At 63.8% G+C, this 26,438-nt stretch carries 17 protein-coding genes; 5 read left to right on the top strand and 12 right to left on the bottom strand.

The window, feature by feature from the left end:
• Positions 1-13 precede the first annotated feature (13 nt).
• The 6 genes from ACFQDI_RS11530 to ACFQDI_RS11505 form a co-directional block, all read right to left on the bottom strand.
• Positions 14-1,051, bottom strand: a complete 1,038-nt coding sequence (locus ACFQDI_RS11530) for a PhoH family protein (RefSeq protein ID WP_377166631.1) — start codon at positions 1,049-1,051, stop codon at positions 14-16.
• Positions 1,051-1,494, bottom strand: coding sequence for a hypothetical protein (locus ACFQDI_RS11525; protein WP_377166629.1), 444 nt, complete (start codon positions 1,492-1,494; stop codon positions 1,051-1,053). Before ACFQDI_RS11525 ends, ACFQDI_RS11530 begins: the two co-directional genes overlap by 1 nt.
• A 48-nt stretch (positions 1,495-1,542) precedes the next feature.
• Entirely contained in the window at positions 1,543-2,367 is an 825-nt protein-coding gene (locus ACFQDI_RS11520; protein WP_377166627.1) for a hypothetical protein, read from the bottom strand.
• A 361-nt stretch (positions 2,368-2,728) separates the two neighbouring features.
• Positions 2,729-4,009 carry a S1C family serine protease gene (locus ACFQDI_RS11515; protein ID WP_377166625.1) on the bottom strand — a complete coding sequence of 427 codons (1,281 nt, stop codon included), beginning with the start codon at positions 4,007-4,009 and terminating at the stop codon, positions 2,729-2,731.
• A 155-nt stretch (positions 4,010-4,164) separates the two neighbouring features.
• Positions 4,165-4,764 (bottom strand): hypothetical protein, encoded by a 600-nt coding sequence (locus ACFQDI_RS11510; RefSeq protein WP_377166623.1) that lies wholly within the window; start codon positions 4,762-4,764, stop codon positions 4,165-4,167.
• Positions 4,748-6,088 (bottom strand): coproporphyrinogen-III oxidase family protein, encoded by a 1,341-nt coding sequence (locus tag ACFQDI_RS11505; RefSeq protein ID WP_377166621.1) that lies wholly within the window; start codon positions 6,086-6,088, stop codon positions 4,748-4,750. The genes ACFQDI_RS11510 and ACFQDI_RS11505 overlap by 17 nt, the downstream gene beginning before the upstream one ends.
• A gap of 344 nt (positions 6,089-6,432) precedes the next feature.
• Between ACFQDI_RS11505 and ACFQDI_RS11500 the strand changes: the two genes are divergently transcribed.
• Positions 6,433-7,344 carry a hypothetical protein gene (locus ACFQDI_RS11500; RefSeq protein WP_377166619.1) on the top strand — a complete coding sequence of 304 codons (912 nt, stop codon included), beginning with the start codon at positions 6,433-6,435 and terminating at the stop codon, positions 7,342-7,344.
• A gap of 165 nt (positions 7,345-7,509) precedes the next feature.
• Here ACFQDI_RS11500 and ACFQDI_RS11495 read toward each other — a convergent pair whose 3' ends face one another.
• The 3 genes from ACFQDI_RS11495 to ACFQDI_RS11485 form a co-directional block, all read right to left on the bottom strand.
• A complete protein-coding gene (locus tag ACFQDI_RS11495) occupies positions 7,510-10,059 on the bottom strand; it encodes a protein kinase domain-containing protein (protein ID WP_377166617.1) in 2,550 nt (849 codons plus the stop codon).
• Positions 10,060-10,241: 182 nt separating this feature from the next.
• Positions 10,242-11,909, bottom strand: coding sequence for an ArnT family glycosyltransferase (locus tag ACFQDI_RS11490; protein WP_377166615.1), 1,668 nt, complete (start codon positions 11,907-11,909; stop codon positions 10,242-10,244).
• Entirely contained in the window at positions 11,909-12,592 is a 684-nt protein-coding gene (locus ACFQDI_RS11485) for a PIG-L deacetylase family protein (protein ID WP_377166613.1), read from the bottom strand. Before ACFQDI_RS11485 ends, ACFQDI_RS11490 begins: the two co-directional genes overlap by 1 nt.
• A gap of 164 nt (positions 12,593-12,756) precedes the next feature.
• Here ACFQDI_RS11485 and ACFQDI_RS11480 point away from each other — a divergent pair, with 164 nt between their 5' ends.
• Entirely contained in the window at positions 12,757-13,509 is a 753-nt protein-coding gene (locus tag ACFQDI_RS11480) for a glycosyltransferase family 2 protein (protein WP_377166611.1), read from the top strand.
• Positions 13,510-13,533: 24 nt separating this feature from the next.
• Here the strand turns inward: ACFQDI_RS11480 and ACFQDI_RS11475 are convergent, their stop codons facing one another.
• From ACFQDI_RS11475 to ACFQDI_RS11465, 3 genes are read right to left on the bottom strand one after another with little or no spacing between them, the layout of a single operon-like run.
• Positions 13,534-14,658: an ABC-2 transporter permease gene (locus ACFQDI_RS11475; protein WP_377166609.1), complete on the bottom strand. Its 1,125-nt coding sequence runs from the start codon at positions 14,656-14,658 to the stop codon at positions 13,534-13,536.
• A 2-nt stretch (positions 14,659-14,660) separates the two neighbouring features.
• Positions 14,661-17,414 carry a ribosome-associated ATPase/putative transporter RbbA gene (gene rbbA, locus ACFQDI_RS11470; protein WP_377166607.1) on the bottom strand — a complete coding sequence of 918 codons (2,754 nt, stop codon included), beginning with the start codon at positions 17,412-17,414 and terminating at the stop codon, positions 14,661-14,663.
• A complete protein-coding gene (locus ACFQDI_RS11465) occupies positions 17,411-18,592 on the bottom strand; it encodes an HlyD family secretion protein (protein WP_377166605.1) in 1,182 nt (393 codons plus the stop codon). Before ACFQDI_RS11465 ends, rbbA begins: the two co-directional genes overlap by 4 nt.
• Positions 18,593-19,035: 443 nt before the next feature.
• Here ACFQDI_RS11465 and ACFQDI_RS11460 point away from each other — a divergent pair, with 443 nt between their 5' ends.
• The 3 genes from ACFQDI_RS11460 (at position 19,036) to ACFQDI_RS11450 (ending at position 26,432) form a co-directional block, all read left to right on the top strand.
• Positions 19,036-21,318 (top strand): outer membrane protein assembly factor BamB family protein, encoded by a 2,283-nt coding sequence (locus tag ACFQDI_RS11460; RefSeq protein WP_377166603.1) that lies wholly within the window; start codon positions 19,036-19,038, stop codon positions 21,316-21,318.
• Between the two features lie 40 nt (positions 21,319-21,358).
• Entirely contained in the window at positions 21,359-22,993 is a 1,635-nt protein-coding gene (locus ACFQDI_RS11455) for an outer membrane protein assembly factor BamB family protein (RefSeq protein ID WP_377166601.1), read from the top strand.
• A 1,174-nt stretch (positions 22,994-24,167) separates the two neighbouring features.
• Positions 24,168-26,432, top strand: coding sequence for a PVC-type heme-binding CxxCH protein (locus tag ACFQDI_RS11450; RefSeq protein WP_377166599.1), 2,265 nt, complete (start codon positions 24,168-24,170; stop codon positions 26,430-26,432).
• Positions 26,433-26,438: the final 6 nt, after the last annotated feature.

Below are 26,438 nucleotides of genomic sequence, written 5' to 3'. Positions count from 1 at the left end.
GAGGGGGGAGTGGCTATGACCCTATCACTACATCGGGGCTCGGACAAGAATCTTTCCCCTCTGCCTCATCCTTTTTGTGCCACTTTGTCTCACCCTGACGGCTGCGACCAGCCTGATAGGCCTCAATGATGCGCTGCACGACAGGCAGACGGACGATGTCCTTAGGCGCAAACGCCACAAATTTCACCCCTTCCACGTCCTGCAGCAGCTCGACGGCCTCCTTCAGCCCCGACTTCACGTGGCGGCGGAGGTCGATCTGTGAGGGATCTCCCGTGACCACGCAGCGCGCGCCTTCGCCCAGGCGGGTCAGAAACATCAGCATCTGCTCCGTGGTGGTGTTCTGCGCTTCGTCGAGGATGATGAAGGCATTCTTCAGCGTGCGCCCGCGCATGTAGGCCAGCGGGGCGATCTCGATGCTGCCGCGCTCGATGAGGCGCTCCGCCTCCTCTGGCTCCAGCATGTCGTAGAGGGCATCATACAGCGGGCGCAGGTAGGGGAAGATCTTTTCCTTGAGGTCTCCGGGCAGAAAGCCCAGCGCCTCGCCGGCCTCGACGGCCGGGCGGGTGAGCACCAGACGCTGCACCAGCTTTTCTTTGAGGTAATGCAGCCCCTGCGCCATGGCCAGGTAGGTCTTGCCCGTGCCTGCGGGGCCGATGCCAAAGACGACTTCACACTCCCGCATGGCCTGCACGTAGGCGATCTGCCCACGCGTCTTGGCCAGCACAGGGGAGCGCTTGCCAGAGCCAAGCAGCTTGAGCTGCATGATGGCCTCCGCCGGGGCCTCGCCCGTCTCGCGCTGCACGCTCTCCACCACCAGGCGCACCATCCCGGCGGAGACTTCCCCGCCGCTGCGGCGCACCCTTTCGAGCTGGGCAAACACTTCGCGGGCAGCAGCGATTTTGTCCGCCTCTCCCTCCAGCCGCACCCAGCCTTCACGGCTGGTCACGGTGATGCCAAAGGACTCTCCGATCAGCCGCAGGCTGCCGAGGTCGTTGCCAATCAGCTTTTGGAGAAACTGCGGCGTCTCGTAAGTGAGCGTTTCGACAGGCATCAGCGGTAACCATAGGCCAGCGCCCAGAGCACGCTGGGGTCTGCCTTCGACTTCAGCTCAAAGACGATCCTGTAAGTGCCGGTCTTGGGCGGGTTCACACGCACGCTCATGAAGAACTTGTCCACCTTGGCATTGATCTGCACGGGCTGGTTCTTCTCGTCATACACTTTCATGTCCAGCGCCACGCCTTCCTGGCTGGTGCCGAGCCAGAAAGCATACTCATTGCCCTTGAAGAGCTGGTGGGTGATCTGAAGCTTCTGCCCGCTTTTCACCTCGCCATTCCAGTAGTCTTCACGCACGATGAAGCCCTGATCCACAAAGGGAGTGGCCGCCTCCATCGCAAAATCATGCGCCTCGTCCACCGTCGCAAAGACAACCGTGGCGCCGAGCATCATCACAAAGGCGCCTACGAGAGCCAGCAACCGGGACCAGGGGCGATTCATTTTTTTCATTCCTTCCATGGGTGAGATCATGCGGGTGGGGTGCGCCGGTTATTTTTTCGCCAGGATTTCCGTCAGGAGCCCGTCGCAGGTCTTGCCGATGTCCGTGACGGCATCCTTGGAGAAGCCGTCCACCGCGCCCTCCATCTGCTGCAGCACGGAGGCGAGCCCCTTTTGGATGGACTTCACCACATCGTGGTCGCGGGTGCTGCCGGGCATCTTGGCGATGCTGCTGACAAAGTGCTCCACCAGCATGGGCTGGTTCAGCAGCTCAGCGCGGTCGGCGGAAAAGCTCTTTTTCACCACGGAGGTCACGGAGGCCGTGCCACGCAGCCAGCCGCCCAGGCTCACGCACTGGGAGAGGTCGTTGTCCTTCATCTGCTCCATGGTGTCGCGCACGGTCTTCTGGGTCTGGTCAAACTCCTTGCGGATGGCGCTCCAGTTCCCCTTGTCCGCCGCGTCCAGGATGGCCTGGGCATGGGGCAGCACGGACTTGCTCAGCCCGAGGCTCTTGGCCAGGGAGATGACGTCATGGCCGATGTCCTTGACCGCCTCCTTGTCCTGAGCCTGCACGGCCACAAAGCCCTCGGCCACGGTGTAGCCAAAGAGGAGGGAAAGCTTGGTGCGGTCGCTGGTGGTGGGGATGTCCTGCTTGCGCAGCTCGGCCTGCCAGTTGGGCTCGCCCAGCTTGTCGAGCACGGAGAAGACCTCGCTCGGCACCGGCACGATCACGTCGTCCACCACCTTGCCGGGGAAGGCGAGCGGGTCGAAATTCTCCACCCCCTTGGTGCCCTGGGGGGCGGCGGTGAGAGAGAGGCTGCCAGCCATGAGCAGGGCGGCGGCCAGGGTGGGGCAGAGGAACAGGGAGCGTTTCATGTCAAAAAAGTGCCGTGGGTAGGTGCGCAGATCGTGCTGGGGCAACTCAACCGCATAACCCCCAAATCGCAACTGGTTTGACCAGCAAGCACACGACAGCCGGTCATTTGGAGATGCGGTTGCGCAGATGCACGGTGCAGGCCGGCATCAGTGCTACCACTTTCGCGGGGCAGCGCGTGTGGTCCGGCCTCTCCGCTTTGTCCGGCATGCGCCCGCCATGGGGGGCTTCTTTGGAGCAGCCTCAGGATTCACCGCCCCCGTCCGGCCTGCGAAAGCGGTGGCTGCGCTCGTCCCTCGCTCCGCGACCACACTTCAAATATCAGCGCGTTCTTGCGAGAGCGCCACTGGGCAGATGCCCCCATCATTTCCTCACCATCACAAACACCGTGGCCGCCCGCACCTGTGAAGCCAGCGTTTCCATGTCGGCTCCGGCGGGCACTTGAACCGGCGTGGCCGACGAGTAGGCAGGCAGGCCTTTGAGAAGGTTCAGCGCCACCCGGGATTTGATGGCGTAGGTCACATTTTCGCGCCCTCTGAGGATGGCGGCCACGATGCCGGTCACGGCCCCTGTTTTCACATCGACGAGCGGCCCGCCTGAGTTGCCCGGCTGCGCGGGAACGGTGATCTGGTAGTGGTCAGGATCATCCCGGAGGCCGCTCAGGCTGCTGATGCGGCCATCGGTGAATTTGGGCTCCACACCCTGCAGGCCAGCATCGGGAAATCCGATGGTGAAAACCGCCGCGCCCATGCTCCCCTCCTGAGCCGCCACCGGCAGCCAGTGGGCTGCGGGCTCCTTGGTCTTGAGAACAGCCACGTCTCCATCGGCGTCCGCCTTCACCACCTGCGCGTGGAGGATGACGCCATCCGCACCCCGCACATCGACCTCGGTGGCCTCATGCACGACGTGCTCATTCGTCAGCAGCCACCCCTGGCTGGAGATGAAAAAGCCGGTGCCGGTGGCGGAGTAGTTGCCCGCCACGAGAAAGTCCGCCACCTTGCCACGCTCCTGCCTGGACTCCTGCTCCAGGCCAAAGAGCATCGCACAAAAAGCCTTGGGGGTCACTCTGCCCCCGAGCCAGTTGAAAAGAACGGGGTTTGCCCTCAGACGCGACTCCATGTGCTCGGCGAGAAACACCCTGATGTCCTCCGGGTCATTGTCCACGTCGGCATCGGCATACAGCTTGTCCGCATCCGCCATGATCGACTCCACCTCGCGGAGGATTTCGCCGGACACCTTTTCATTTCCACCGCTGATCTGGTCTGCCAGCATTTTGCGCAAAGCCGCCATCACAGCGGCTTTTTCATCCGCCTCCTGCCGCTTCGCCTTTGCCTGGGCCTCACGCTTGGCCTCGAGCTGGCTTTGGATTTCACTGCCCAGTCCTTTTTCGGCCATCTGGCGCTTCTTCAGCACGCCATAGGCAAAGTAAAAGCCCCCCGCAAGCAATGCGACCCCGAGCACGATCACCCCTGCGATCATGGCCACGGCCATTCCCCCGCTCTCATCGCCCGCCTTGGTCGCGGCTTTGGCCGGTGGCCGTGGTGCCTGCGGCTGCGGCCGGGCAGGATTCGGCGCGCTTCGCTGCGCTGGCGGCGCAGTCTGGCGTACCTGGGCCACAGGCATGGCCTGAGGCGGAGCCACCATGAAGATCTGCTGGCAAAAAGGACACTGCATCTGTCCTCCCACAAACCGCTGTTCCACCGAAAGGAGGTTATGACATATGGGGCAGTTGATTTGGAGAATCATTGCTATTGCAACGATCTAAGCAAATCACTCTTTTGAACGCAATGGCATTTTTATTAACCCATCCTCGGCAGCACCTCGACCACATCCGCCAGCACTCTGCCACTGCCGTGGCGGAGCTCATTGCAGCGCCCAAAGAGGATCTGACCACTCGTCGCGCCGAGGAGATCGGCGAGGCGCTGGTCCACGGAGATGCGGAAGTAGCCGCGCGGGTGGCTGGAGTGGGGCACCTGATAGCGCTCCAAAATGGCCCCAAAGGGCACCAGGCCCTCCAGCACGAGCTGCTGCGCCTCTTCGGGCAGGATGTCCAGATGGATGCCGATGGCGCCAAACTCCACCGGCATGCCGTCATTGCGGCGGTGCAGCACGGAGGCGCGCACGAGGTAGTTGCCGATGCGGGCGCGGGCGGCCACGTCGAGGTCGATCTCGCTGGCGTGAAATTCCCGCAGGTGCGGTGTCATGTCCTTGTCATGCACCAGGAGAAAGCGCTCCTGGTCCGCCAGATCCTGCGGCTGCACAAAGGTCACTCGCGGGCGCGCGCTGCCGATGCCGTAGAAAAAGATCAGCGGCGCGAGGATGTCCTCGTCCTGCCGTGGGCTCTCGTTCACCGCCGTGGAGGTGGCGCTGGCGCGGGCTGCTTCAAGTGTAGCGGGCATACTGGCGGTGCTGGGGGAGGAAGAAATCGTGCAGCAGGCGGTCCACCTGCAGCAGGCCGTCGCGGCTGAGCGTCACGCCTTTCTCATCCAGCGTGGCAAAGCCTTCCTTGGCCAGGTAATCGAGCTGCGGCCCGAAGTGCTGGCGCGGGTCTTCGCCGAATTTTTTGACGTAGTAGTCAAACTCGCTGCGGCCCAGCTTCAACTTGAGGATGAACTCGCGCACAAAGCGATCTTCTGGTGTGGTCTGGTAGGCGCGGAAGATGGGCAGCTGACCGGCATCCACCGCCTGCATATAGGGGCCCACATCGGCCTGATTTTGGTAATGCACGCCACCCAGGTGGCCAAAGGAGGCCACGCCGCAGCTCAGCAGATCGGCCCCTTCCCAGAGGGAGTCGCGATAGACGAACTTGATGCGCTGGGGATCCTTCACCACGGTGTAGGCGCTGGTCACGGTGTAGCCGTCTTTTTGGAATTCGTCGAAGGCGTAGCTCACCCAGTCGCGCTTGGTCTGCCAGTCGGCCACGGGGGCGGTCACCTTCCCCTCCGCCTTCATCTGCTGGTACATGGTGGTGTTGTAGGGCACCTCCATCTGGTAGATGGTCACGGCATCGGGCTGCAGGGCGATGGCCTTGGCCACGGCGACCTTCCAGTTTTCCCAGGTCTCGTTCATCATCCCGGCGATGAGGTCGATGTTGATGTGCTCAAAGCCGAGCGTGCGGGCAAAGCGGTAGGCTTTTTCGATCTCGCCGCTGCGGTGGGCGCGGCCGTTCGTTTCGAGGATGTGGTCGTCGAAGTTTTCCACCCCGAGGCTCAGGCGCGTGACGCCGATGTCGCGGATGCCGGTGAGCTTCACCTCATTGAGCGTGCCGGGCTCGGCCTCAAAGGCCACCTCCTCCGCCTCGTCCCAGGGGATCATGTCCTTCATGCGGTTGGTCAGGTCCTTGAGCTGGGGCACGGAGAGGTAGCTGGGCGTGCCGCCGCCGAAGTAAACGAAGTGCGCCTTGCGCCCCTTCAGGTAGGGCTGGCTGGCAAAGCGCTCCATCTCGCGCATGCCGGCGTCGATGTAGGCCTTCACCTCGGCGGCGTTCTTGTCGGTATAGACCTTGAAGTAGCAGAAGTGGCAGCGCTTGCGGCAGAAGGGGATGTGGAAATACACGCCCAGCGGGATGTTGGCGGGCGCAGGCTGCTGCAGCACCGCCTCCACGGCTGGCACCTGGTCAGGCTTCCAGAAGGAGAACGGCGGGTAGTTGGAGACGAAGTAGTTTCCAGCCTCGGTCTTTTCGACCTTTTTCTCCGGGGCGGGAGTATCGAGCGCGGTTTGCATGAGTGGGGGGTGATTAGGTAACGGCTGCCGAATTTTGTTTCTACGGTCAAACTTATCAGCATGCGCCGCAAATGGGAATTATTTCCCTGTTTTACGATTCCGATGAGGCGCGCAGCACGACTCCAAAAAGAATGTCCACACACGAGAATAGGCTTAAAGCCTATTTTAGGTTTAGTAAATTAAATGACTTGAACCCCAAATTTTTCTCCCCATGCATCGCCGCCCCAACCATGAGAGTGCCTTACACGTTTACCTTATTCGCCATCTTAACCGCTGCTTTTTTGGCCCCGCTGGGCGCTGCCGAGGCAGTCAAAGGGATTTCTGCCGCTGCGTCCGAAGCCGTCGTGGAACGCGCCGTCTCCAGCCTCAATGGCAAGCTCGACACCAGCTATGGGGCGGTGAACCGCGCCTCCATGCGTGGCCTCTCCGGCACGGTCTCCATCCCGGTGGGCCAGCGGCTGGGCCTGCAGATGGACGGGCTCTACCAGCACGGTCTGGGCACCAACATCTTTGGCACCGGCGGCCACTTCTTTGCTCGCGATCCCGGCAAAGGCCTCATCGGCCTGGCGTTCAGCGGCATGACCAGCCAGAAGTTCACCGATCTTTTCATCGGTCTCGAAGGGGAGTATTACTTCAAGTCCGTCACCCTGGGTGCTGTGGCGGGGTATGACAACTACGACCTCCGCGTCCCCTCCGGCCTCCCGGTGCTGGCCAATGAGCGCAGCTACGCAGCCACCCGCGTCTATGCCGCCATCTATCCCATGGACGACCTCATGATCCGGCTGGAGCACCAGAGCCGCTTCAACCGCAACTTCTTCGTGGCCCACGTCGAGTGGCAGACGCCGATGAGCGGCGTGGCCGTGTATGTGAACGGCGGGCTGGGTGAAAACAACTTCACCCAGCTCATGGCCGGCGTGCGCCTCTATTTCGGCGGCAGCAAGCCCCTCAAGGAACGCCATCGCAAGGACGACCCGGACAATATCAACAGCAGCTTCGTAGGCACCAGCATTGCCGGAGCATCGCAGCCGGTCACAGACTCTCCTGCATCCGGTGATTCGGGAGGCTCCGGCGGCTCTGGAGGCAGTGGTGGCTCTGGCGGCAGCGGAGGCGTGGGGGGTGGCAGCATCACGCTAAGCGGGGGCGGCAGCAGTCTTTATCCGGGCGGCTATCCAGGCGGTGCCATTTTTGCCCCTGGTGGCCCACTTGTCATTCCTGGCAGCATCTTTTTTGTTCCCGGCGGGACGACCCCGCCCTGAGTCCACGCGGCGGCAGAGCCTTTGCCTGCCGCCGCCGTACTCATCCCCCCCTCACATAGAGTCACTGGGGAGCATTGGCAGCGCCTGGCAGCACCTCACTGCCGGGCGCTGCTGTGTCTGGCAGAGGACATTCCTTGGCCACCCTTTCACCCATGCCGGCGGGCCTCACTTACCATGCGCCAGCACCACGCGGAAGCCGATGGTGTTGCGCCGTGTCTCCGGCGGCACGGGGGTGCGGGCGGAGGCCAGCAGCTCATCCTGGGAGGAGGAGCGCCAGTTGCCGCCGCGGGTGGTGCCCAGCGTGTGCGGCACCGGCGCGTCTGGTTTGGCAGGAGGCGCTGTGGTGTAGTCGGTCTCCACCCATTCGGAGACATTCCCCCCCAGCCCGGTGATGCCGCGGTCGTTGGGCGGCAGGGCCGTCACCGGGGCGAGGAACGGGAACTTGTCCTCGTAGCCGGGAATCGCGTTGTCGAGGCTGGCTTTGCGCGCGCCGTTGATGTCTGCGAGGTTGTCCACATCCGCCGGCGGCGGCCACTCAAAGCCCCAGGGGTAGATGCCGCGGATGCGGCCGTTGCGCTCCTCAGGGGTGGTGCCGCGCTCCAGCGGCAGCCCCACCGCACGGCTCCATTCTTCATCCGTGGGCAGGCGGTAGAGGTCCTTGGCGCCGATGAGCCCGGCGTTGCGCTCGCGCTCCGTCAGCCAGGCGCAGAAGGCGCGGGCCTCCTCGCGGTCCACGCCCACCACCGGCTGGGTGCCGCCGCCTTTGTTGGTGCCGTCCACCCGCCCCGGGCGGCGTGCCTGCGTGGCCTTGCAAAATTCCATGAAGTCGCGGTGGCGCGTCTCCCACGCGGAAAACATGACGTCCCCCAGGGGCACCAGGTTCATGCCCAGGCTGTTGGCCTTCCACTGGCGGCCAAAGGTCACGGCCTTGCGCGTCTGCATGTCTGCAAAGAGCTCCGCCTGCTCCCCTTCCCTCACCTCCCCCTCCAGCACCACGTCGGCAAAGCCTTCCTCCCGCAGCTCAAACTCCACCGGCCCGGTGCGCACGCGCGGCAGCTCCAGGGGCGTCTCCCCCAGAAACTGCTCGTGCTGAAACACGCGCACCTTTTCCGGCTGGCTGTGCACGATGACGCTGCCGTAGGTCTGCCGCTCCACACGCAGGTGAAAGGCGCGCCAGTTTTTGTCATCGCTCTGCTCGCCTTTGTCCGTGTCCCGGCCGTCGGGCATGTCATCGGTGGCGGACTGGCCGCTTTCCACAAAGTAGAAGGGCTCCACCTCATAGCGGTGCTCCTGGCTCAGGTAGGCCACGCTGCGGTCGCGGTCCGTGAGCCAGTAGCGGAAGGCCTCGGCATCGCCATCCGGAACGACGACGAGGTAGGCGCTCTCCTGGTCCTTGCCGCGCTGAAAGCGCACCACCTTGCCCTCAAAGGACCTGCCCGTGGCCTCCAGAAAGCGGCGGAAGAATTTCATCTCCACGGGCTCGGCGCTGATGTGGCCGCCGGGTCCGGGCTTGAACACCATGCCCAGGCTGTTCACCCAGCGCTCGCCTTTTTGCGGCAGCTTGGAGGGCTCCAGCTTCAGCTCAAAGACCGCCGGTTTTTCATCCAGCGCGATGTGGTCGATCTCCACCTGCTTGTACCCAGGCAGCCGCAGCTGGTAGATCACCGGCACGCCTTCGGCGGGGTTGAGCTCCAGCGGGGTCTCCCCGAGCTGGTCCTCCCCCGCAAACACCACCGCCCCGGGCGGGCTGGTCACGATCTTGAGGCGCGGCACCGTGTTGTTCATGGCCACCAGCGTCTGGGCGCGGCGGCTTTGCGCCAGCCACATGCCAAAGCCCACCGCCAGCAGCAGCGCCACAGAGCCGGCCGCGATCCACGTCCACATCAGCCGGCGGGAGGAGGGCAGCGGCTCGCCACGCAGCGCCAGCGCCATCTCGCGTGCATTGATGAAGCGCCCCTTCGCCTTGGGCGCGCAGGCGGTGCACACCACATCCTGCAGCCTGCGCCAGTCCTCCAGGCTGGCGCCCGTCTCCGTGCAGGAGGGCAGGTCCGGGAAGTCCAGGCGGTCCTTCCCCGTGCTGGCCTCATACAGCACCATGCCCAGGGAGAAAATGTCTGACGCCGCCGTCCCCGGCCCCTCGGGGGCCACAAAGCCCTCCGTGCCCACAAAGCTGCGCTGCCCCAGCAGCGCCACCAGCCCGATGTCCGCCAGGCGGCAGATGCCGTCGATGAAGATGAGGTTCGAAGGCTTGACGTCCCGGTGGATGAGCTGGTTGCGGTGCAGGTAGTCCAGCCCTTCCGCGATGGTGGTGCCCAGCTTGATGCACTGCCCTGCGGGGATGCACTTCTCCCGCTTCATCTGCAGGCCCAGGGTGTGCGGCGTGTAGCTCTCCGCCTGGATGTCGCGCCCGCGCTCCAGATCGTCCGCCAGCTCCATCACGTAATAGTAAAAGCCTTCCTGGTCGTTGCGCCCCACCTGGAGGATGGGCACCAGCGCCTCATGGCGGCGGGAGATGGGCTCGAAGCGCTTGATCGCCTCAAACTCCCGCTCAAAGGAGTCCGGCCGGTCGTAGTCCTCCCGCCACACCACCTTCACCGCACGCAGCACGCCGGTGACGCTGCGCGCCAGCCAGACCTCCCCAAACGCCCCCTGGCCGATGATTCGAAGAGTCTCGTGATCGCGGATGTCTGGCGCTGTGCGTGACTTGGACTGCATGCAGAAGGTTGGGCTGCGTGAATTACACCGCAACCGCGCCTGCTTGTCGAGTTGTGAAGTGGGGAAATGCGGGGCTGTGGCACTGGCAGCCACAGTCCATGGGACAAGCGCCTAGAGACATCCTGCGCCCCCGACGCCCGGCCTGAAGACGGCCTTTCAGCCCCGGCCTCCTGGCCGCCCCATCAGATCCCGCCCTTGATCCGCACCAAATTCCGCGAGCCCTGCGTGTGCAGCTTTTCAATCCGGCCATGAAGCGGGGAGGCAGGAACCTCCAGATGGGCCAGATCATGGGACAGGAGGATGCAAAGCACACTGTGCTGCTTGCTGGCCAGCTCGCTCAGAGCGTCGGCACCGCGCACCATCTTGAGCGGAGGATGCGGGGTGAAGTAGGGCTGCAGATGCTCCGGGCCTGACGGGAAGAAGAGGACGCCTTCGGGCATCTTGCCGGTGTAGTAAGTCACCGCACGGGCGATGAAGCTCGAAGTCACGAGAGGCTCGCCGGGCTGGCGCACTTTGACCGCCTCGGCGGCGATGTCCCGGGTGGAGGTGTAGATCGGGATCTTGTCATCCACACCGTACTGCATCACGATCACGATCACGGCAGTCACCAGGACGGTGGCGCCAGCCCAGGCGACCGTGCGGCGCATCAGCAGCAGCACCATCGGCACGCTGATGAAAGCGGCCAGCGTGTAAATGACCGGCACGAGGTCTTTGATGAAGACATTGCTCTCCTTGGGCGGCAGGATCAGGGACACCACGGCAGCCGCGCCCAGCACCAGCACCGTCTGCAGCACCGCCAGGGAGGAGGCCAGAACGCGCTCCCCTTTGCTGCGGAAGCCGTTGCTGATCCATTGGTCCATCGTGTGGCCCATCAGCAGTGCGATGGTCACAAAAAAGAAGAACGTGTAGGTGGGCAGCTTGCTGTTGCAGATGGTGAAGAAGATCAGGTTCGGCACAAACCAGCAGGCCATGAAGAGCATGCGATTGTCTGTTTTGAGCCCTTTCACCGCGCGCACCACGGCGGCGATGAGCAGAGGAATCCACGGCAGTGAACCCGCCGTGAGGATCATGAGGTAGTAGTACCAGTGGTTGCTGTGCTTGTGCTCCGCGCTGGTGAGGCGCTCCCAGTTTTCATGCACAAAGAAGCGGTGCCAGTATTCCATGCCATACTTCTGAAACATGACCGCATACCACGGTCCGGCGATCGCCAGCCAGGCCAGAATGCCGATCCACAGGCCTTTGCCGCGCCAGGGGGAGCGCTTGCCCGTGAGCCAGATGTAGCCGATGGAGCCAATCGTGGGCACCAGCAGGCCGATCGGCCCCTTGGTCAGCATGGCAAACGCCGAGGCGACAAAGTGCAGGATCATCCAGCGGTCACGTTTGTCCTCCTCCTCCGTGGCCAGCCAGAAGCAGAACACGGAGGCGCTGATGCACAGCGCCAGGCAGATGTCCGTCAGCATCAGCCGCGACATGAGCACATACTCCACCCCCGTGGCCAGCACCACGGCGGCGCAGAAACCGGCTCGTGGCGAGAACATGCGCCGGCCAAACCACCAGGTGAGAAAGACCAGCAGCGTGGCCGCAGCGGCGGAGGGCGCACGGCAGGCAAAGGGGTTGTCCCCAAAGATCTTCATGGCGATCATGGACTGCCAGTAGAAGAAGATCGGCTTTTCAAACTGGCGCTCGCCAAAGATCGTGGGGGTCAGCCATTCGTTCCCCTGCACCATTTCCTTGGTGGTCTCGGCGTAGAAGGGCTCGTCCGGGTCAATGAGCGGCAGATGCCCGAGACGCCACCAGAACATGACGGTGCAAATGGCAAGGAGAGTGATGAATTGGGAGCGCGTGGACATCAGGTTGGGTTGGAGGGAATGAAGACTTCCGAGTCGCGTGCATACGCACAAAAGCGGCTGCTGCTAAGGAAAAGTTGGGTTTCGTGGCACTCGATGGCCGCGAGCTTGCGCGCCTTCTGGTGCAGGGAGAGGTGCAGCGTCAGCCCCGCCGCCTCAGGGCAGAACCAGCGGCGGTGGATCAGGTAGGCCCACTGCGGCAGGTCCATCCCGGCACGGCGCATGGCCTCTTGGATGAGGTCGTAGGAGCCTACGTGGTCCGGGTGGTTGTCATCCTGGGAAGGCACCACGAGCAGCGTGGGGCGGAAGGTCTGCAGCTCGGACACATGCAGCTCCAGGGTGCGTGCGTCTTTCTGCTGGGAGAGGCGGGTCAGCCCCTGGTCAGGCAGGCCGAAAAAGGCCGCCGCATCCGCCGGCAGGCCGAGAGTCTGCAAGGAGCGCGCCGCCTCAACCCGCCGCCGGGCACCCCAGCGCTGGCGGCAGGCGGCGTCGATCTTCCACCGCTGCTCCACATACCGCTGCGGCCAGGGGTTGTTGTCACCGTCAGTCTGGAAAACGACCCGCACCTGCGCCCCGAGTGCGACCGCCTGCTGGATCAGCCCTCCACAGCCCAGCGCCTCGTCATCCGGATGTGGGGCAAACACCATCACACGATCCTGCGGTGAAAGCGTGAAAGAGGTGGGCATCGGGGGTGGGTCAGGGGGAGAGTGGGCGGGCCCGTGGGTCGGAGGGGCCGGGCGGGGCACTCCCATACCCGGCTTCTTTCACCGTGCCAGATGAATTCTTTACGGCGGCATATTCTGGTTGGACAGCGCGGAGGAAACCGTGGAAGATTGCCCACCCTTCTCTCATGCAGGCCTCCAGCCAGACCACTCCCAGTACGTGCAAGATCGCCGCGCTCATCCCGGCCTACCGTGAAGCCCAGGCCATTGCCGACGTAGTCAGCCGGACAATCCCGCAGGTCGATCTGGTCCTCGTCGTGGACGACGGCTCTCCGGACAACACCGCCGAGCTGGCGCGCCAGGCAGGGGCCGAGGTCATCGTTCATACGGTGAACCAGGGCAAAGGCTCCGCCATGAAGACCGGCATGAAGATCCTGGCCGAGCGCGGCTACGACTACATCATGCTCCTTGACGGCGACGGCCAGCACGCGCCCGAGGAGATCGCCCGCTTCACCGCCGTGGCCCGCGCCGGAGCCGCCCATGTGGTGCTGGGAAACCGCTTCGAAAACGTCAAGGGCATGCCCATCGTGCGCCGTTTTGTGAACAGCCTGATGTCCAGCATCATCAGCAATGCCTGCGGCGTCCGCATCCCGGACACGCAGTGCGGCTTCCGCCTGGTGCGCTCCTCTCTGGTGACGTACATCATGGGCAGCAGTGACCACTTTGACTTTGAAACGGAAATGCTCCTCCTGGCCAGCCGCGCCGGATTCACCATCCAGAGTGTGCCCGTCAGCACCATCTACGGCAGCGAGAAGACCAAGATCCGCCCCGTGCAGGACACCATCAAGTTCATCAAGCTGATGCGCCGCTGGCAGAAACAGGCCGGCACCTTCCCTGCCGCCCCGGGCGCCAGTCTGCGCGAGGCCGCTGCGGAGAAGTAGGACCGCTCCGGCGGCGGAAAGGCCTCAGGCCATTTCGTTGATGGTCTTGCGAAAGCGCCCCAGGGCGATGAAGAAGAATGCCGCGCCGATGGCGACCAGCACCAGAAACTGCGGCCACACCACACTCAGGCCGGCGCCACGAAACAGCACCGCCTTGCCAAGCGACACGAAATGCGTCGTCGGCGCAAAGAGCATCAGATGCTGCACGATGGCCGGCATGCTTTCGCGCGGGGTGAAGCCGCCGGAAAGCAGCTCCATCGGCAGCAGGAACAGCACCGCCAGCAGCCCAAACTGCGGCATGGAGCGCGCCAGCGTGGCCATGAAAATCCCCAGGGAGGTGGTGGCGAAAAGATGCAACGCCGTACCCAGCAGAAAGAGCACCACGGAGCCCTCCACCGGCACGCGCAGAGCCCCCTGCACCACCACCAGCAGGGCGATCGTCGCCGCCGCCAGCACCACCAGCCCCATGGACCAGATTTTGGCGACCATGATCTCAAACGGCGTGACGGGCATCACCAGCAGGTGCTCGATGGTGCCATGCTCGCGCTCCCGAATCAGCGCCGCACCCGTCAGGATGATGGAGAGCATGGTCACGTTGTTGATGACCTCCATCAGGGCGCCAAACCAGGACTGCTCCAGATTGGGATTGAAGCGCTCCCGCAGGACCAGATCCACCCTCGGCGTGGCGCTGCTGCGGTAGTGCGCCACGAATTCGCTGACCTCGTCGGAGATCATCTGCTGCACATAGCTGCTGCCGGTGAAGGCCTGCGTCATGCGGGTGGCGTCCACATTGAGCTGGAGACGCGGCGACTTGCCCGCCAGCACGTCGCGCTGAAAATCCGGGGGGATGTCGATCACAAAGGTGTAGTCGCCATTGTCCATGCCCGCATCCATCTCCGGCAGCGAAATCATGACCGGCGGGCTGAAGCGCGGCATGGAAAAAGCCGAGGCGATGCGCGCCGAAAGCGGCGAGCCATCCTCGTCCACAATGGCGATGGGCGCCTTGTGCAGCGTGTCCGGCATGGCCGTGGCGGCCACGTAGATCGAAACCGTGAAGGTGTAGGCGATCAGCACGAGCATGACCGGATCACGCGCCAGGCTCCAGAGCTCCTTGATCCCCAGCCGGTAGATGTTGGTGGCAAACGACATGGTCATGAATCCTGCTTTTTCTGCAGCGCAATGGACAGGCCTATGATGAACAGCACCCCCAGCAGCATGGGCCAGAAGAAATGGTACTGGCCGGAGAAGCCCAGAGCCTTGTTGAACACGCCGCGGCTGATGTTGAGAAAATAGGTGGCCGGCTGGATGCGGCCGATGAACAGGCCCGTCCCCTCCAGTGAGGAAACCGGATTCAGCAGCCCGGCAAACTGCACCACCGGGATGATCGTGCCCACGAGGGTCACGAAAATGGCCGCAATCTGGCTGCGGGTAAAGGTGGAGCAGAACATGCCCAGGCCGGTCGAAAACATCACAAACAAGAGCGCGGCCAGGGCGTAGGCCGGAAAGCTCCCCTTGAGCGGCACGCCAAAAACCGTGACGGCCAGCAGCGTGAGCAGCCCGAAGTTCAGCATGGCCAGCAGCACGTAGGGCAGCTGCTTGCCGAGCAGAAACTCGCTGCGCGTGACCGGGGTGACGTAGAGATTGATGATGGATCCCAGCTCCTTTTCACGCACGACCGACAGCGCGGCGAGCATGGCGGGAATCATGAGCAGGAGCATCGGGATCACCGCCGGCACCATGGAGGGCAGGCTGGCCACATCGGGGTTGTAACGGTAGCGCGTCTCGATGACGGCGGGGCCGCTTCCGGCATTCTGGCCCAGCCTTCGCTGTGAGACATCCAGCAGCCAGTTCTGGTGCATGCCATGCACATAGGCCTGCACCGTCTCGGCGCGGGCGGGCATGGAGCCGTCCACCCAGGCGGCGATTTGCACGGGAGTTCCACGCCCCAGGTTCCTGGCAAAGTTGGGCGGGATCTCAATGGCCAGCGCGAGCTCCCCAGAACGCATCCGCTGATCCAGATCCGCGTAGTCGGTGATGGCCGGACGTTCGACAAAGTAGCGCGATCCGGACAAGTTCAGCGCGTAGTTCTGGCTCAGGCCGGTCTGGTCACGATCCAGCACGGCATACGTCAGATTTTCCACGTCCAGGCTCATGCCATAGCCAAAGACAAACATCAGGATGACCGAGCCGAGCAAGGCCATGGTGGCGCGCACCGGATCACGCCTGAGTTCCAGGGCTTCCCGCAGGGTGTAGCTCCAGGCACGCCGCCAGCTGAAGGCTTTCCTGACCGCGCCTGCCACCGGCGGCGTCTGAGGCGCGGCAGCCTCCGCTGCCACAGCGGGCGGCAGGCTTTCCGGCGGGGCGCTCTCCTTCAGGTAGCCGATGAACGCTTCTTCCAGCGAAGCCGCACCACGCTTGCGGACGAGTGCGGCAGGTGCGTCGGTCACCAGCACTTTGCCCGCATTCATCAGCGAGATGCGGTCGCAGCGCCCGGCCTCGTTCATGAAGTGGGTGGAGATGAAAATCGTGACCCCGTCATGGCGCGAGAGATCAATCATCAGCTGCCACAGGATGTCCCGGGCGATGGGGTCCACCCCCGACGTGGGCTCGTCCAAGATCAGCAGCTCCGGCTTGTGCACCATCGCCACCGCAAGCGACAGGCGCTGGCGCATGCCCAGCGGCAGGCTGTCCGGCATCGCGTCGAGCAGCGAGGCCAGGCCAAAGCGCTGGGCCATCTCCGCGACGCGCCCGTCAATCTCGGCCTCGGGCACTGAAAACAGCCGTGCATGCAGCACGAGGTTTTGCTGCACCGAGAGCTCCGAGTACAGCGAAAATCCCTGCGACATGTACCCGACGCGGCGACGCGTGGTGATGTCCTTCGGATCGACTTCATGCCCCAGCAGCATCGCGCGCCCCTCGCTCGCCGGCAGCAGGCCGGTCAGCATCTTCATCGTGGTGGACTTGCCGCAGCCATTTGACCCGATGAACCCAAAGATTTCCCCCCGCCGAATGCGAAAGCTGACGTGGTCAACCGCCGTGAAAGCCCCGAACCGCCGCGTCAGATCTGTGGCTTCGATGGCAATCCCGGCATTGGCTTCGGCGGCGAGCGGCGGAATCGAAACCGCACGGTGGCCACGCTGCTGCTCCTCTGGCAGCAGGGCGATGAAAGCCGCGTCGAGCGACTCACTGCGGGAGCGGGCCAGCAGCTCTGCGGGTGACCCCGTGGCCAGCACCTGGCCGGCATTCATCGCCACCAGCCAGTCAAAGCGCTGCGCCTCCTCCATGTATGCCGTGGCGACGATGACGCTCATGCTGGGGCGGCTGTCGCGGATGCGTTGGATCAGGTCCCAAAACTGCGACCTGGCCAGCGGGTCCACGCCGGTGGTCGGCTCATCGAGGATCAGCAGATCGGGGTCATGGATCAGCGCACAGCACAGCCCCAGCTTTTGCTTCATGCCGCCGGAAAGCTTTCCCGCCGGACGCGAGAGAAACGGAAACAGCCCGGTGCTGCGCGTCAGCTCGTCTATGCGGCGGCGGCGCTCGGCGGCATCATGGCCGAAGAGCCGCCCAAAGAACTGCAGATTCTCCTCCACCGACAGCGTCGGATAAAGGTTTTTGCCAAGCCCCTGCGGCATGTAGGCGATGTGCGGGCAGACCAGCCTGCGATGACTCACGTCCGTCATGTCTCCGCCGAGGACTTCGACGCTCCCTTGCTGCACTTTGCGCGCACCGGCCACCAGCGCCAGCAGGCTGGATTTGCCCACGCCATCCGGGCCGATCAGCCCCGCCATCCGGCCCGCAGGAATCTCCAGCGTGACGCCGGCCAGGGCGAGGTTTTTGCCGTAGCTCAGGCTGACATCCGTCAAGCGGGCAACGGACTTGGAACTGGCTTGCACCGGGTTCATTGCGGCAGCTTGATCGCCAGGCTCTCCGGCCACTCAGCTTTTGCATCGAGCTTGAGCCAGGCCACCCCGGGCAGCCCCGTCTTGACCAGCTTCAGGTTCTTCTGCAGCAGCGGGCGGCCAAACTGCGCCTTCACGCGAAACATCAGCTTCTGCCGTTCGTTCGCCGTCTCCACTGTCTTGGGGGTGAACTGGGCGACGCTGGCCACATAGGATATCTGCGCCGGGATCACATAATGCGGCGCGGCGTCGAGGATCACGCGCACTTCGCTGCCCAGCGCCACCTTTCCCACCGCCGCCTCGGGCAGGAAAAAGGTCAGGTAGACATCGCTGAGATCCACCAGGTTCAGAACCTTGCCGCCGGGGGCCAGCACTTCGCCGGGCTGTGCCACGCGGTATTGCACGCGGCCGTCACGCGGTGACTTGAGCTGGCAGTCCACAATGTCGGCCTCGATGCTGGCCGCGGTCGCCTTGCTCGCGTTGACTGCGGAGTTGGCTCCGATGACCTGGGCTTCCGCAGCCTTGATGGCAGCCTTGGCGGCGGCCACCTGGGCTTGCGCTGCCGTCACCGCAGCCTCCGCCCCATGCAGTCTGGCGAGGTCATCGTCGTGGTCCTGCATGGAGATGGCCCCGCTGGCAGACAGCGCCTTGGTGCGGGTGTACCGGCTCTTCGCGGCTTCGAGTTCTGCCTGGCGCTGGACGGTCGCAGCCTGCGCGGCTGCCTCGTCGCTCCGCCGTGCAGCCACCTGAGCCTCGGCACTGGCCACGGCGGTGATGGCCTGCTGCAGCTGGGCCTTGGCCGCATCGTGCTGCGCATTGAGCACGTCCACCTGCATCTGCGCCAGCAGCTGCCCCGCCTGCACAAAGTCGCCCTCGTCCACCAGAATGTTCTGCACACGTCCGGCCAGCTTGGTGGCGATGTCGATCTCCGTGGCTTCCACGCGCCCGTTTCCGCTGACAAACCCTGGGCCAGGTCCGGCATGTTTGAATTCAAACCCAAACACGATCACCAGCAGGACCACGGCACCTGCAACGACGGCCAGCCACCAGTTTTTCTTCAAGAAGGACGAACCAGCCTTGGCAGGAGGCGACACCGCCGACGCGGCCTCTGTAACAGCGGGTGAGACTGGTGGAACGACAGAGGCACTGGCGGGGCCAGCGGGTGTACCGGGCGGAGTCATGGGTGTCGATAGTTTTGAATGCTCGCAAAATCCACCTCATTCAAAGCATCTGGACTGTTCATTCATGCGCCGTTTTTGCAGCAGACGCATGGCTGGTCTGCTGGGGGCACATGTGTTCCAGGAGGCCGGACATCTGCCGATTTTCCCATGTCCCCGCGCCTAGAGAATCTGCCCGATCGGGCGTCATGCGCCACGGACATCTGGCATCGTGCCAGCCCTCAGGCACCGGGTGCAAAAGCGGTTCATTTGTTCACATTGGCAAATATGATTCTGCGCACGATGCCGCACGCCCAGCCGTAAGCCTGCAAGATGTTCCGAGGTTGTGGCGTTCGCCTCATCCCCTCAACAGGCTTCGCCGCCTCCCATGCGAAAGGTACGAAAATCGCATTGAAGCCCGGCGAGTGCTCACGATGATTTGTTTTCCCATCCCCTTCCAACACTCCATGCACCACCGACCCCGCCCCTCCTATGGCCGCCTGCTGGCCGCCACTCTGGCCCTGACCGGAATCTCCCAGGCGAATGACTGGACCAACTGGCGCGGCCCGCTCCAAAACGGCGTGAGCCTGGAGCACTACACCAAGGCTGGAAAGCTTGCTGACAAGCCCGCCTGGAGCGCCCCCATCCGCAGCCGTGGCACACCTGTGGTGGTGGATGGCAAGGTCATCCTCTGGGGCTACAAAGGTGAAACCTCCGACCTCATCGAGCTGCTCACCTGCCTGGACGCCAAGAGTGGCAAGGTCCTCTGGCAGCACGAGATCCCCGACTACCTCAGCGACTCCATCTACAACCGCTACGCCATCGGTGCCCCCACCGTGGACCCGGAGACCAAGCGCATCTACCTCACCAGCAACGCGGGCAATTTCCTCTGCTTTGAGCTGGACGGCACCAAGGTGTTTGAGATCCCGCTGATGGAAGAGTTTGGCCGCATGACCTTCCCGAACTCCCGCGTGGGCAGCCCGGTGATCGAGGGCGAGTTCGTCATCATCCACTTCATCTTCTCCAACTGGGGCGCCGACGGCCCTGCCGCCGACCGCGTTTACGGCTTTGACAAAAAGACCGGCGAGCTGGCCTGGTGGACCCTCCCCGGCGTGAGCCCGCCCGTGGACAGCTCCTTCTCCACCCCCGTGGTGGAAACCCGCGACGGCAAGCGCGTGGCCTACTTCACCACCGGCTGCGGCCACGTCGTCTGCGTCAACACGCACAACGGCAAGCCCTACTGGAAGATGCAAATCTGCAAAAACGGCGTGAACCCCTCCGTGGTCCTGCACAAGGACAACCTCATCGCCATCCACGGAGATGAGAACGTGGACAACTCCGAGAAGGGCCGCATGGTCTGCATCAAGCTCCCGGAGAAGCTCACCGCCCCCGTGCCTCCGGCCACCGAAGCCACCACGCTGGAGCCCAGCGCCGAAGTCTGGCGCAACCCCATCGGCGCCACCAGCAGCTCACCTGTCCTCGTGGGAGATGTGATCTACCAGCTCACCGACGGTGCCGAGCTCTACGCCATCGACGCCAACACCGGCACCGACCTCTGGAAGCTCAAGCTCAGCAACGCCAACCTCCACTCCTCCCCCCTCTACGTGGACGGCCTGCTCTACTGCCCCATGCTCGACGGCAAGCTCGTCGTCGTGAAGCCCGGCAAGACATCCGGCGAAGTGGTGCAGGAGATCAAGCTGGAAGGCAACTGCCTCGGCGCACCCACCGTGTGCGACGGCACCCTCTACGTGACGACCACCGAAGCCTTCCACGCCTTCCCGATCCCGAACAAGGGCATCAAGACGGACGCCGCCCCCGTGGTGGAAATGCCCAAGGCCGGCAAGGCCGTGGCGCTGCAGATCATCCCGGCTGAGACCGTCGTCATGACCGGCCACAAGCAGGCCTTCCGCGTGCGCAGCGTGGACGCCAACGGCTTCCTGGTGAACCCCGACGTCAAAGGCGTGAAGTGGGAAACCTTCATCCCCCCGACCGCCAAGGTGAAAGCCACGATGGACGGCAAGTTCAACGACGCAGGCGAGCTCGTGGTGGCCGCCGACGCCAAGTCCAGCGCCGGTGCCTTCAAGGCCACCGCTCCGGACGGCACCTTCGGCACCATCCGCGGCCGCGCCCTGCGCAACCTGCCGCTGGTGGAAAACTTTGACGGCTACGAGCTCAAGGACGAGCAGCCCACGGAGAAGATCATGTTCTCCTACCCGCCGCTCCCCTGGATCGGTGCGCGCTTCAAGTTCGACGTGCGTGAAGTCGTCGGCGCTCCTGGCAACAAGGTCTTCGCCAAGACCTTCGACCGCCTGCTCTTCCAGCGCGCCACCGTCTTCGTGGCTCCCTCCAACCTCTCCAACTACACCATGCAGGCAGACGTGATGACGGACGGCAGCGCACGCTCCAAGTCCGACATCGGCCTCATCAACCAGCGCTACCTCATCTGCGTCCGTGGCAATGCCGGCAAGCTGGAGATCAGCTCCAACCCCGAGCGCCTCAAGCAGGAAGTGCCCTTCAAGGTCGTGGCCAACACCTGGTACACCCTGAAGACCAAGGTGGACGTGGCCAAGGACGGCAGCGGCGTGGTCATGGCCAAGATCTGGGACAAGGCCCAGCCCGAGCCTGCCGCCTGGACCATCGAAGTGAAAGTGCCCCGCGCCCACAAAAACGGCTCCCCTGGCATTTTCGCCCTGACACCGATGAACCAGAAGCGCGTCTATCTCGACAACCTGAGCGTCACCCCGAACTGATCAGCCACCCTTTTAAACCCAACTGCTTTCAACGTCATACATGAGAACGAAACTCACCCCCATCCTCGCTGCGGCTCTGGCTGCCACAGCAGCCCTGAACGCCGCCGACTACACCCAGTGGGGTGGCGGCAACACCCGCAACATGGTGTCTGACGAAAAAGGTCTGCCCACCGACTTCAACCCCGGCAAGAAATACGGCCCCAAGGCCGCGCCCAAGGTAGCCGGACGCCTCCGCCCCAACGCCCAGGACGCCAACAAGGCCCCTGGTGCCGAGGACATCGACATGAGCACCACCAAGAACTGCCTCTGGGTGGCCAAGCTCGGCTCCCAGACCTACGGCACGCCGATGATCGCCAACGGCCAGGTCTATGTGGGCACCAACAATGAGTCCCCCCGTGACCCCAAGAGCGTGGGCGACCGCGGCATCATGATGGTGTTTGATGAATACACCGGCCAGTTCAAGTGGCAGATGGTCTCCCCCAAGATGGGCAGCGGCAAGGTGAATGACTGGGAATACCTCGGCATCTGCGCCAGCCCCACCATCGTCGGCGACAAGGCCTACGTGCCCAGCAACCGCTGCCAGATCGTCTGCCTCGACGTCAAAGGCATGTCCAATGGCAACCAGGGCATGCAGGACGAAGGCGCCTTCATGGCCCCTCTGGACAAGGATGGCAAGCCCACCGCCCCCCTCACCCCGGGCGATACCGATGCCGACATCCTCTGGGTGTACGACATGTACAAAGAACTCGGCGTCTTCCAGCACAACGCCACCGCCGGCTACCCGCTGGTGATCGACGGCAAGGTCTTCGTCCCCACCTGCAACGGCGTGGACTGGACCCACACCAACATCCCCGCCCCGAACTCCCCCAGCTTCATCATGCTGGACGCCGAAACCGGCGCCCTCCTCGGTGAAATGGATCACGTGGCCTCCGAACGCGTGCTGCACTGCTCCTGGTCCTCCCCCAACTCCGTGGACGTGGAAGGCAAGAAGCAGATCGTCTTCGCCGCCGGTGACGGCTGGGTGTACTCCATGGCCCCCGAAACCCACAAGGACGCTGAAGGGCTGGACATCCTGAACGAAAACTGGCGCTATGACGCCAACCCGCCCGAGTATCGCAAGAACTCCGCTGGCGAGCCCATCAAGTACGTCGAATACGACGGCCCCAGCGAAATCATCGCCACCCCCACCATCGCTGATGGCCTGGTGTATGTGAACATCGGCCAGGACCCCGAGCACGGCGAAGGCGTCGGCTGCCTGAGCTGCATCGACCCCAAGGGCAAAGGCGATCTCACCGGCAAGGCCCTCTGGACCTTCAAAGGCATCGAGCGCACCATCTCCACCCCAGCGGTGAAAGACGGCCTCGTCTATGCCGCCGACTACACCGGCCGCGTGTTCTGCCTCGACGCCAAGACCGGCAAGGAATACTGGAAATTCGACACCAAAGGCCACATCTGGGCCAGCCCGCTGGTCGCTGATGGCAAAGTGTGGATCGGCAACGAAGAAGGCGAACTCTTCATCCTCGCTGAAGGCAAGGAGCTCAAGGAACTCGGCACCATCGAATTCCCCTCCCCGCTCCTCAGCTCCGTCGTGGCCGCCAATGGCGCCCTCTACGTGACCACCCACACCCACCTCTACTGCTTCAAGGAAGGCGCCAAGACGCCTGAGGCGAAGTAAGCGGAAGGTCGGAGAAAGTTCATCCCCAAAAGGCGGGCCGGAAACGGTCCGCCTTTTTTCATGCTTTGGAGGAGAGGGATCGTCGCGATCCCTCACGCTGTCATACCACCATCTGCTGAAAACGGGCCTGTACGGGCTTGTGCACTGTGCACGGGTGCTTGGCACTCCGGTCGTAGGTTGGGGGTGTTTGGCGTCGAGAGCACACGCCTGCTCGACCGCCCCTCCGCCAAACCGCCCGACCATCAGCGCATTCCTACGACGTGGTGCTTGCCGCACGCTGGTGGACGGGCGGGCTGTCGCCACACCCATCCTACGTATGGCGGGCACGCAAGCACTGGCTGACTGACTTGCCTTGAAGTCTCCACCTGAACACAAAGTCTTTTCTTCAGAGCCGAACTTTCATTGGCTGCGAAATCCCCCCGTTTTCAATGGATTGTGGTATCACTCCGTTCGGCGATCTCGCATGACACCAAACCCGCAACACCCAGCGAGCGCGCTGTTTTACTCCATAAACACGCCGCAGGTGCGGGGATCAAGATGATCCCCCTCCGTCGCTGCGGCGAAGCCTCTGGCGGAGTGGGATCGTCCCGATCCCACAGGCTCCCGCATCGCCCAACGCCCTCGCACATCCGCGAACACGCCGCAGGTGCGGGGATCAAGATGATTCCCCTCCGTCGCTGCGGCGAAGCCTCCGGCGGAGTGGGATCGTCCCGATCCCACAGGCTCCCGCATCGTCCAGCGCCCTAGCACATCCGCGAACACGCCGCAGGTGCGGGGATCAAGATGATCCCCCTCCGTCGCTGCGGCGAAGCCTCCGGCGGAGTGTCCCACAGGCTCCCGCATCGCCCAGCGCCCTCGCACATCCGCGAACACGCTGCAGGTGCGGGGATCAAGATGATCCCCCTCCGTCGCTGGGGCGAAGCCTCCGGCGGAGTGGGATCGTCCCGATCCCACAGGCTCCCGCATCGCCCAGTGCCCTCGCACATCCGCGAACACACCGCTGGTGTGGGGATCAAGATGATTCCCCTCCTTCGGCTCGTGCCTCGGCCTTGAGACCCGTTTTCATCGCATCGTGGTTACAGGCAGGGCTGGTATTGAAGAATGATGATCCAAAACGCGTAGTTTCTGGATGCAGCCCAGCCTTCTTTGCCTGCCGTTACCGTATCTCCGCGCAGTGTCCCTGGCGCTCGTTTTCTCCGCAGCGCATGCAGACATTCCCAAACCGGACGATGCACCGCAGCCGCTGTCTCCGGCGGAAAGCGCCAAGCTGTTCCAGGTGCCCGCCGGTTATCAGATCCGCCTTCTCGCGAGCGAGCCGCTGATCCGTGAGCCCTCCGGCATCTGCTGGGATGACAAGGGGCGATGCTTTGTCTGCGAGCTGCACGGCTACAATGTGGAAGGGCAGTACGACATCGATGAGCTCAACAAGTCGGGCCAGCTCGATCTCGAAGTGCGCCGCATCCAGGCCAGCGAGGCGGCGAAGAAGAAGGCCGAGGCGGAAACCTACGGCACCGTGAAGCTGCTGCGCGACACCGATGGCGACGGCGTGATGGACCAGGCCACCGTGTGGGCGGACCACCTGCCACCATGTTATGGTATCGCTGCCGCGAATGGCGGCCTCCTGGTGGCCTGCGCACCGCACATTGTCTTTCTGAAAGACAGCGATGGCGACGACAAGGCGGACGTGAACGAGAAGCTCTTCAGCGGCTTTGGCACCGGCAATCTGGAGCGCGGCATCAATGCCCCCACACTCGGGCCGGACGGCTGGTATTACTTTGGGCGCGGCTGGGCCGGGGGCGAGATCACCGGGCCGCATCTGGCACAGCCGGTGAAACTGCCCGCCACGGACTTCCGCATCCACGCCGATGGCAGCGCCATCGAGCCCGTGAGCGGCAGCACCAAAACGATGGGCATGGCTTTCACGCCCAGTGGCGAGCGCTTTGTCTGCACCACGACGCATCCCGGCCTGTACGTCACCCCCATCCCGTGGCGCTACCTCATGCGCAATCCGGACGCCGCCGCGCCGCTGCTGGATGCCCCTGCCAGCGATGACACGCGGGTCTATCCCATCTCCAAACCGCACCCCTGGCGCACCAAGCGCGAGCAGCATGCGGAGTACTTTGCCTTCTACCGCAAGATCAGCCTCAGCGATGCCGCCGCCTCCGGCTACTTCACCTCCGCCTGCGGCCCGCTGGTCTGGCGCGGCCAGTATTTCGTCTGCGAGCCTGCGCAGAATCTGGTGCACCGCGCCGACATCGTGCGGGACGGCACCCGCCTGCGGCTGCAGCGCGTGAAGGGCGAGGAGCAGAGCGAGTTCCTCGCCTCCCGCGATTCCTGGTTTCATCCCATGAGCCTCGCGCGCACGCCTGAGGGCCACATGGCCATCTGCGACTTCTACCGCGAAATCATCGAGGACTACTCCGCCATCCCGCGCCACCTGCAGCAGCAGTATGGCGTGATCCACGGACACGATCGCGGCCGCATCTGGATCCTGGAGGCCAAGCAGCCCTACGAGACACCGAAACTCAGCGCCGCCGAGGCTCTGGTGCTGAAGCTGCGCCATGCGGATGACAAACCGCTCGATGCCCCCACACGCGCGCTTTGCTTCAGCAAGGACCTGGAGCCCCACCTCGCCCTGCAACTGGCGCTCAGCGTCGGCGCAGAAAAGGAAGCGCTGCTCGCGCTGGCGCGAAACCACGGGCAGCTCAAGTGGATGGATGCGGCCATCGCGAGCTCCGCGCATCATTTGGAAAAAGACCTGCTGTTGGCGCTTGCTGCTGATCCGGGAAAGAGCGAACCGGTGATGAACAACCTCGCCGGCATCATCGCCAGCCGTGGGGATGCGCAGGAGATCTCCGCCTGTCTCGCAGCCGTTACCACTGGCAAGGCTGGCGAAATCCTGCGCCTGGGCCTGGAAGAAACCAAGCCCCTGCCCCAGCAGGCCGAGCTGCCTGCGCCCACCGCGCCCAGCGCCGAACAGAATGCCGCATGGGAAAAGCGCGTGCCCGCCGTGCTGGCGGCGCTGAAGGAGAAGCCCGATCTCGAAGAAGGCCGCGTGCTGTTTCAGAGCATCTGCGGTGCCTGCCACAAATCCCACGGCATCGGCGTCAGCGTGGGGCCGGATCTGGATGCGGAGTTTCAGCGTGCCCCTGAGGTCATCCTGCGTGACGTGCTTTTCCCCAGCGAAGCCGCGCGCCCGGGCTACGAGACGCTGCGCGTGAAAACACAGCGCGGCGAGACGCTCCTCGGCATCGCCGCCTCAGACTCGCCCACTAGCGTGACTTTGAAACTCCCCGGCGGCACAGAGCGCACCGTGCTGCGCAAGCGCGCGGAGATCCGCACACTGCGCAATGTTTCTCTCATGCCCGCAGGCCTCGGCGATGCGCTGAAGCCGGAGCAGGTGGCCAGCATCATCGCCTTCCTGCGTTCGGCGCCGTGAGAGCAG

The organism is Prosthecobacter fluviatilis (genome assembly GCF_042655725.1).
GTDB classification, from domain to species: Bacteria; Verrucomicrobiota; Verrucomicrobiia; order Verrucomicrobiales; family Verrucomicrobiaceae; genus Prosthecobacter; species Prosthecobacter fluviatilis.
This window is presented reverse-complemented; position numbering and strand designations above follow the sequence as displayed.

Coding starts and splice junctions, on each gene's coding strand:
- ACFQDI_RS11530 (WP_377166631.1), bottom strand. CDS start 1,051: ATGCCTGTCGAAACGCTCACTTACGAGACGCCGCAGTTTCTCCAAAAG.
- ACFQDI_RS11525 (WP_377166629.1), bottom strand. CDS start 1,494: ATGAATCGCCCCTGGTCCCGGTTGCTGGCTCTCGTAGGCGCCTTTGTG.
- ACFQDI_RS11520 (WP_377166627.1), bottom strand. CDS start 2,367: ATGAAACGCTCCCTGTTCCTCTGCCCCACCCTGGCCGCCGCCCTGCTC.
- ACFQDI_RS11515 (WP_377166625.1), bottom strand. CDS start 4,009: ATGGTGGCTCCGCCTCAGGCCATGCCTGTGGCCCAGGTACGCCAGACT.
- ACFQDI_RS11510 (WP_377166623.1), bottom strand. CDS start 4,764: ATGCCCGCTACACTTGAAGCAGCCCGCGCCAGCGCCACCTCCACGGCG.
- ACFQDI_RS11505 (WP_377166621.1), bottom strand. CDS start 6,088: ATGCAAACCGCGCTCGATACTCCCGCCCCGGAGAAAAAGGTCGAAAAG.
- ACFQDI_RS11495 (WP_377166617.1), bottom strand. CDS start 10,059: ATGCAGTCCAAGTCACGCACAGCGCCAGACATCCGCGATCACGAGACT.
- ACFQDI_RS11490 (WP_377166615.1), bottom strand. CDS start 11,909: ATGTCCACGCGCTCCCAATTCATCACTCTCCTTGCCATTTGCACCGTC.
- ACFQDI_RS11485 (WP_377166613.1), bottom strand. CDS start 12,592: ATGCCCACCTCTTTCACGCTTTCACCGCAGGATCGTGTGATGGTGTTT.
- ACFQDI_RS11480 (WP_377166611.1), top strand. CDS start 12,757: ATGCAGGCCTCCAGCCAGACCACTCCCAGTACGTGCAAGATCGCCGCG.
- ACFQDI_RS11475 (WP_377166609.1), bottom strand. CDS start 14,658: ATGTCGTTTGCCACCAACATCTACCGGCTGGGGATCAAGGAGCTCTGG.
- rbbA (WP_377166607.1), bottom strand. CDS start 17,414: ATGAACCCGGTGCAAGCCAGTTCCAAGTCCGTTGCCCGCTTGACGGAT.
- ACFQDI_RS11465 (WP_377166605.1), bottom strand. CDS start 18,592: ATGACTCCGCCCGGTACACCCGCTGGCCCCGCCAGTGCCTCTGTCGTT.
- ACFQDI_RS11460 (WP_377166603.1), top strand. CDS start 19,036: ATGCACCACCGACCCCGCCCCTCCTATGGCCGCCTGCTGGCCGCCACT.
- ACFQDI_RS11455 (WP_377166601.1), top strand. CDS start 21,359: ATGAGAACGAAACTCACCCCCATCCTCGCTGCGGCTCTGGCTGCCACA.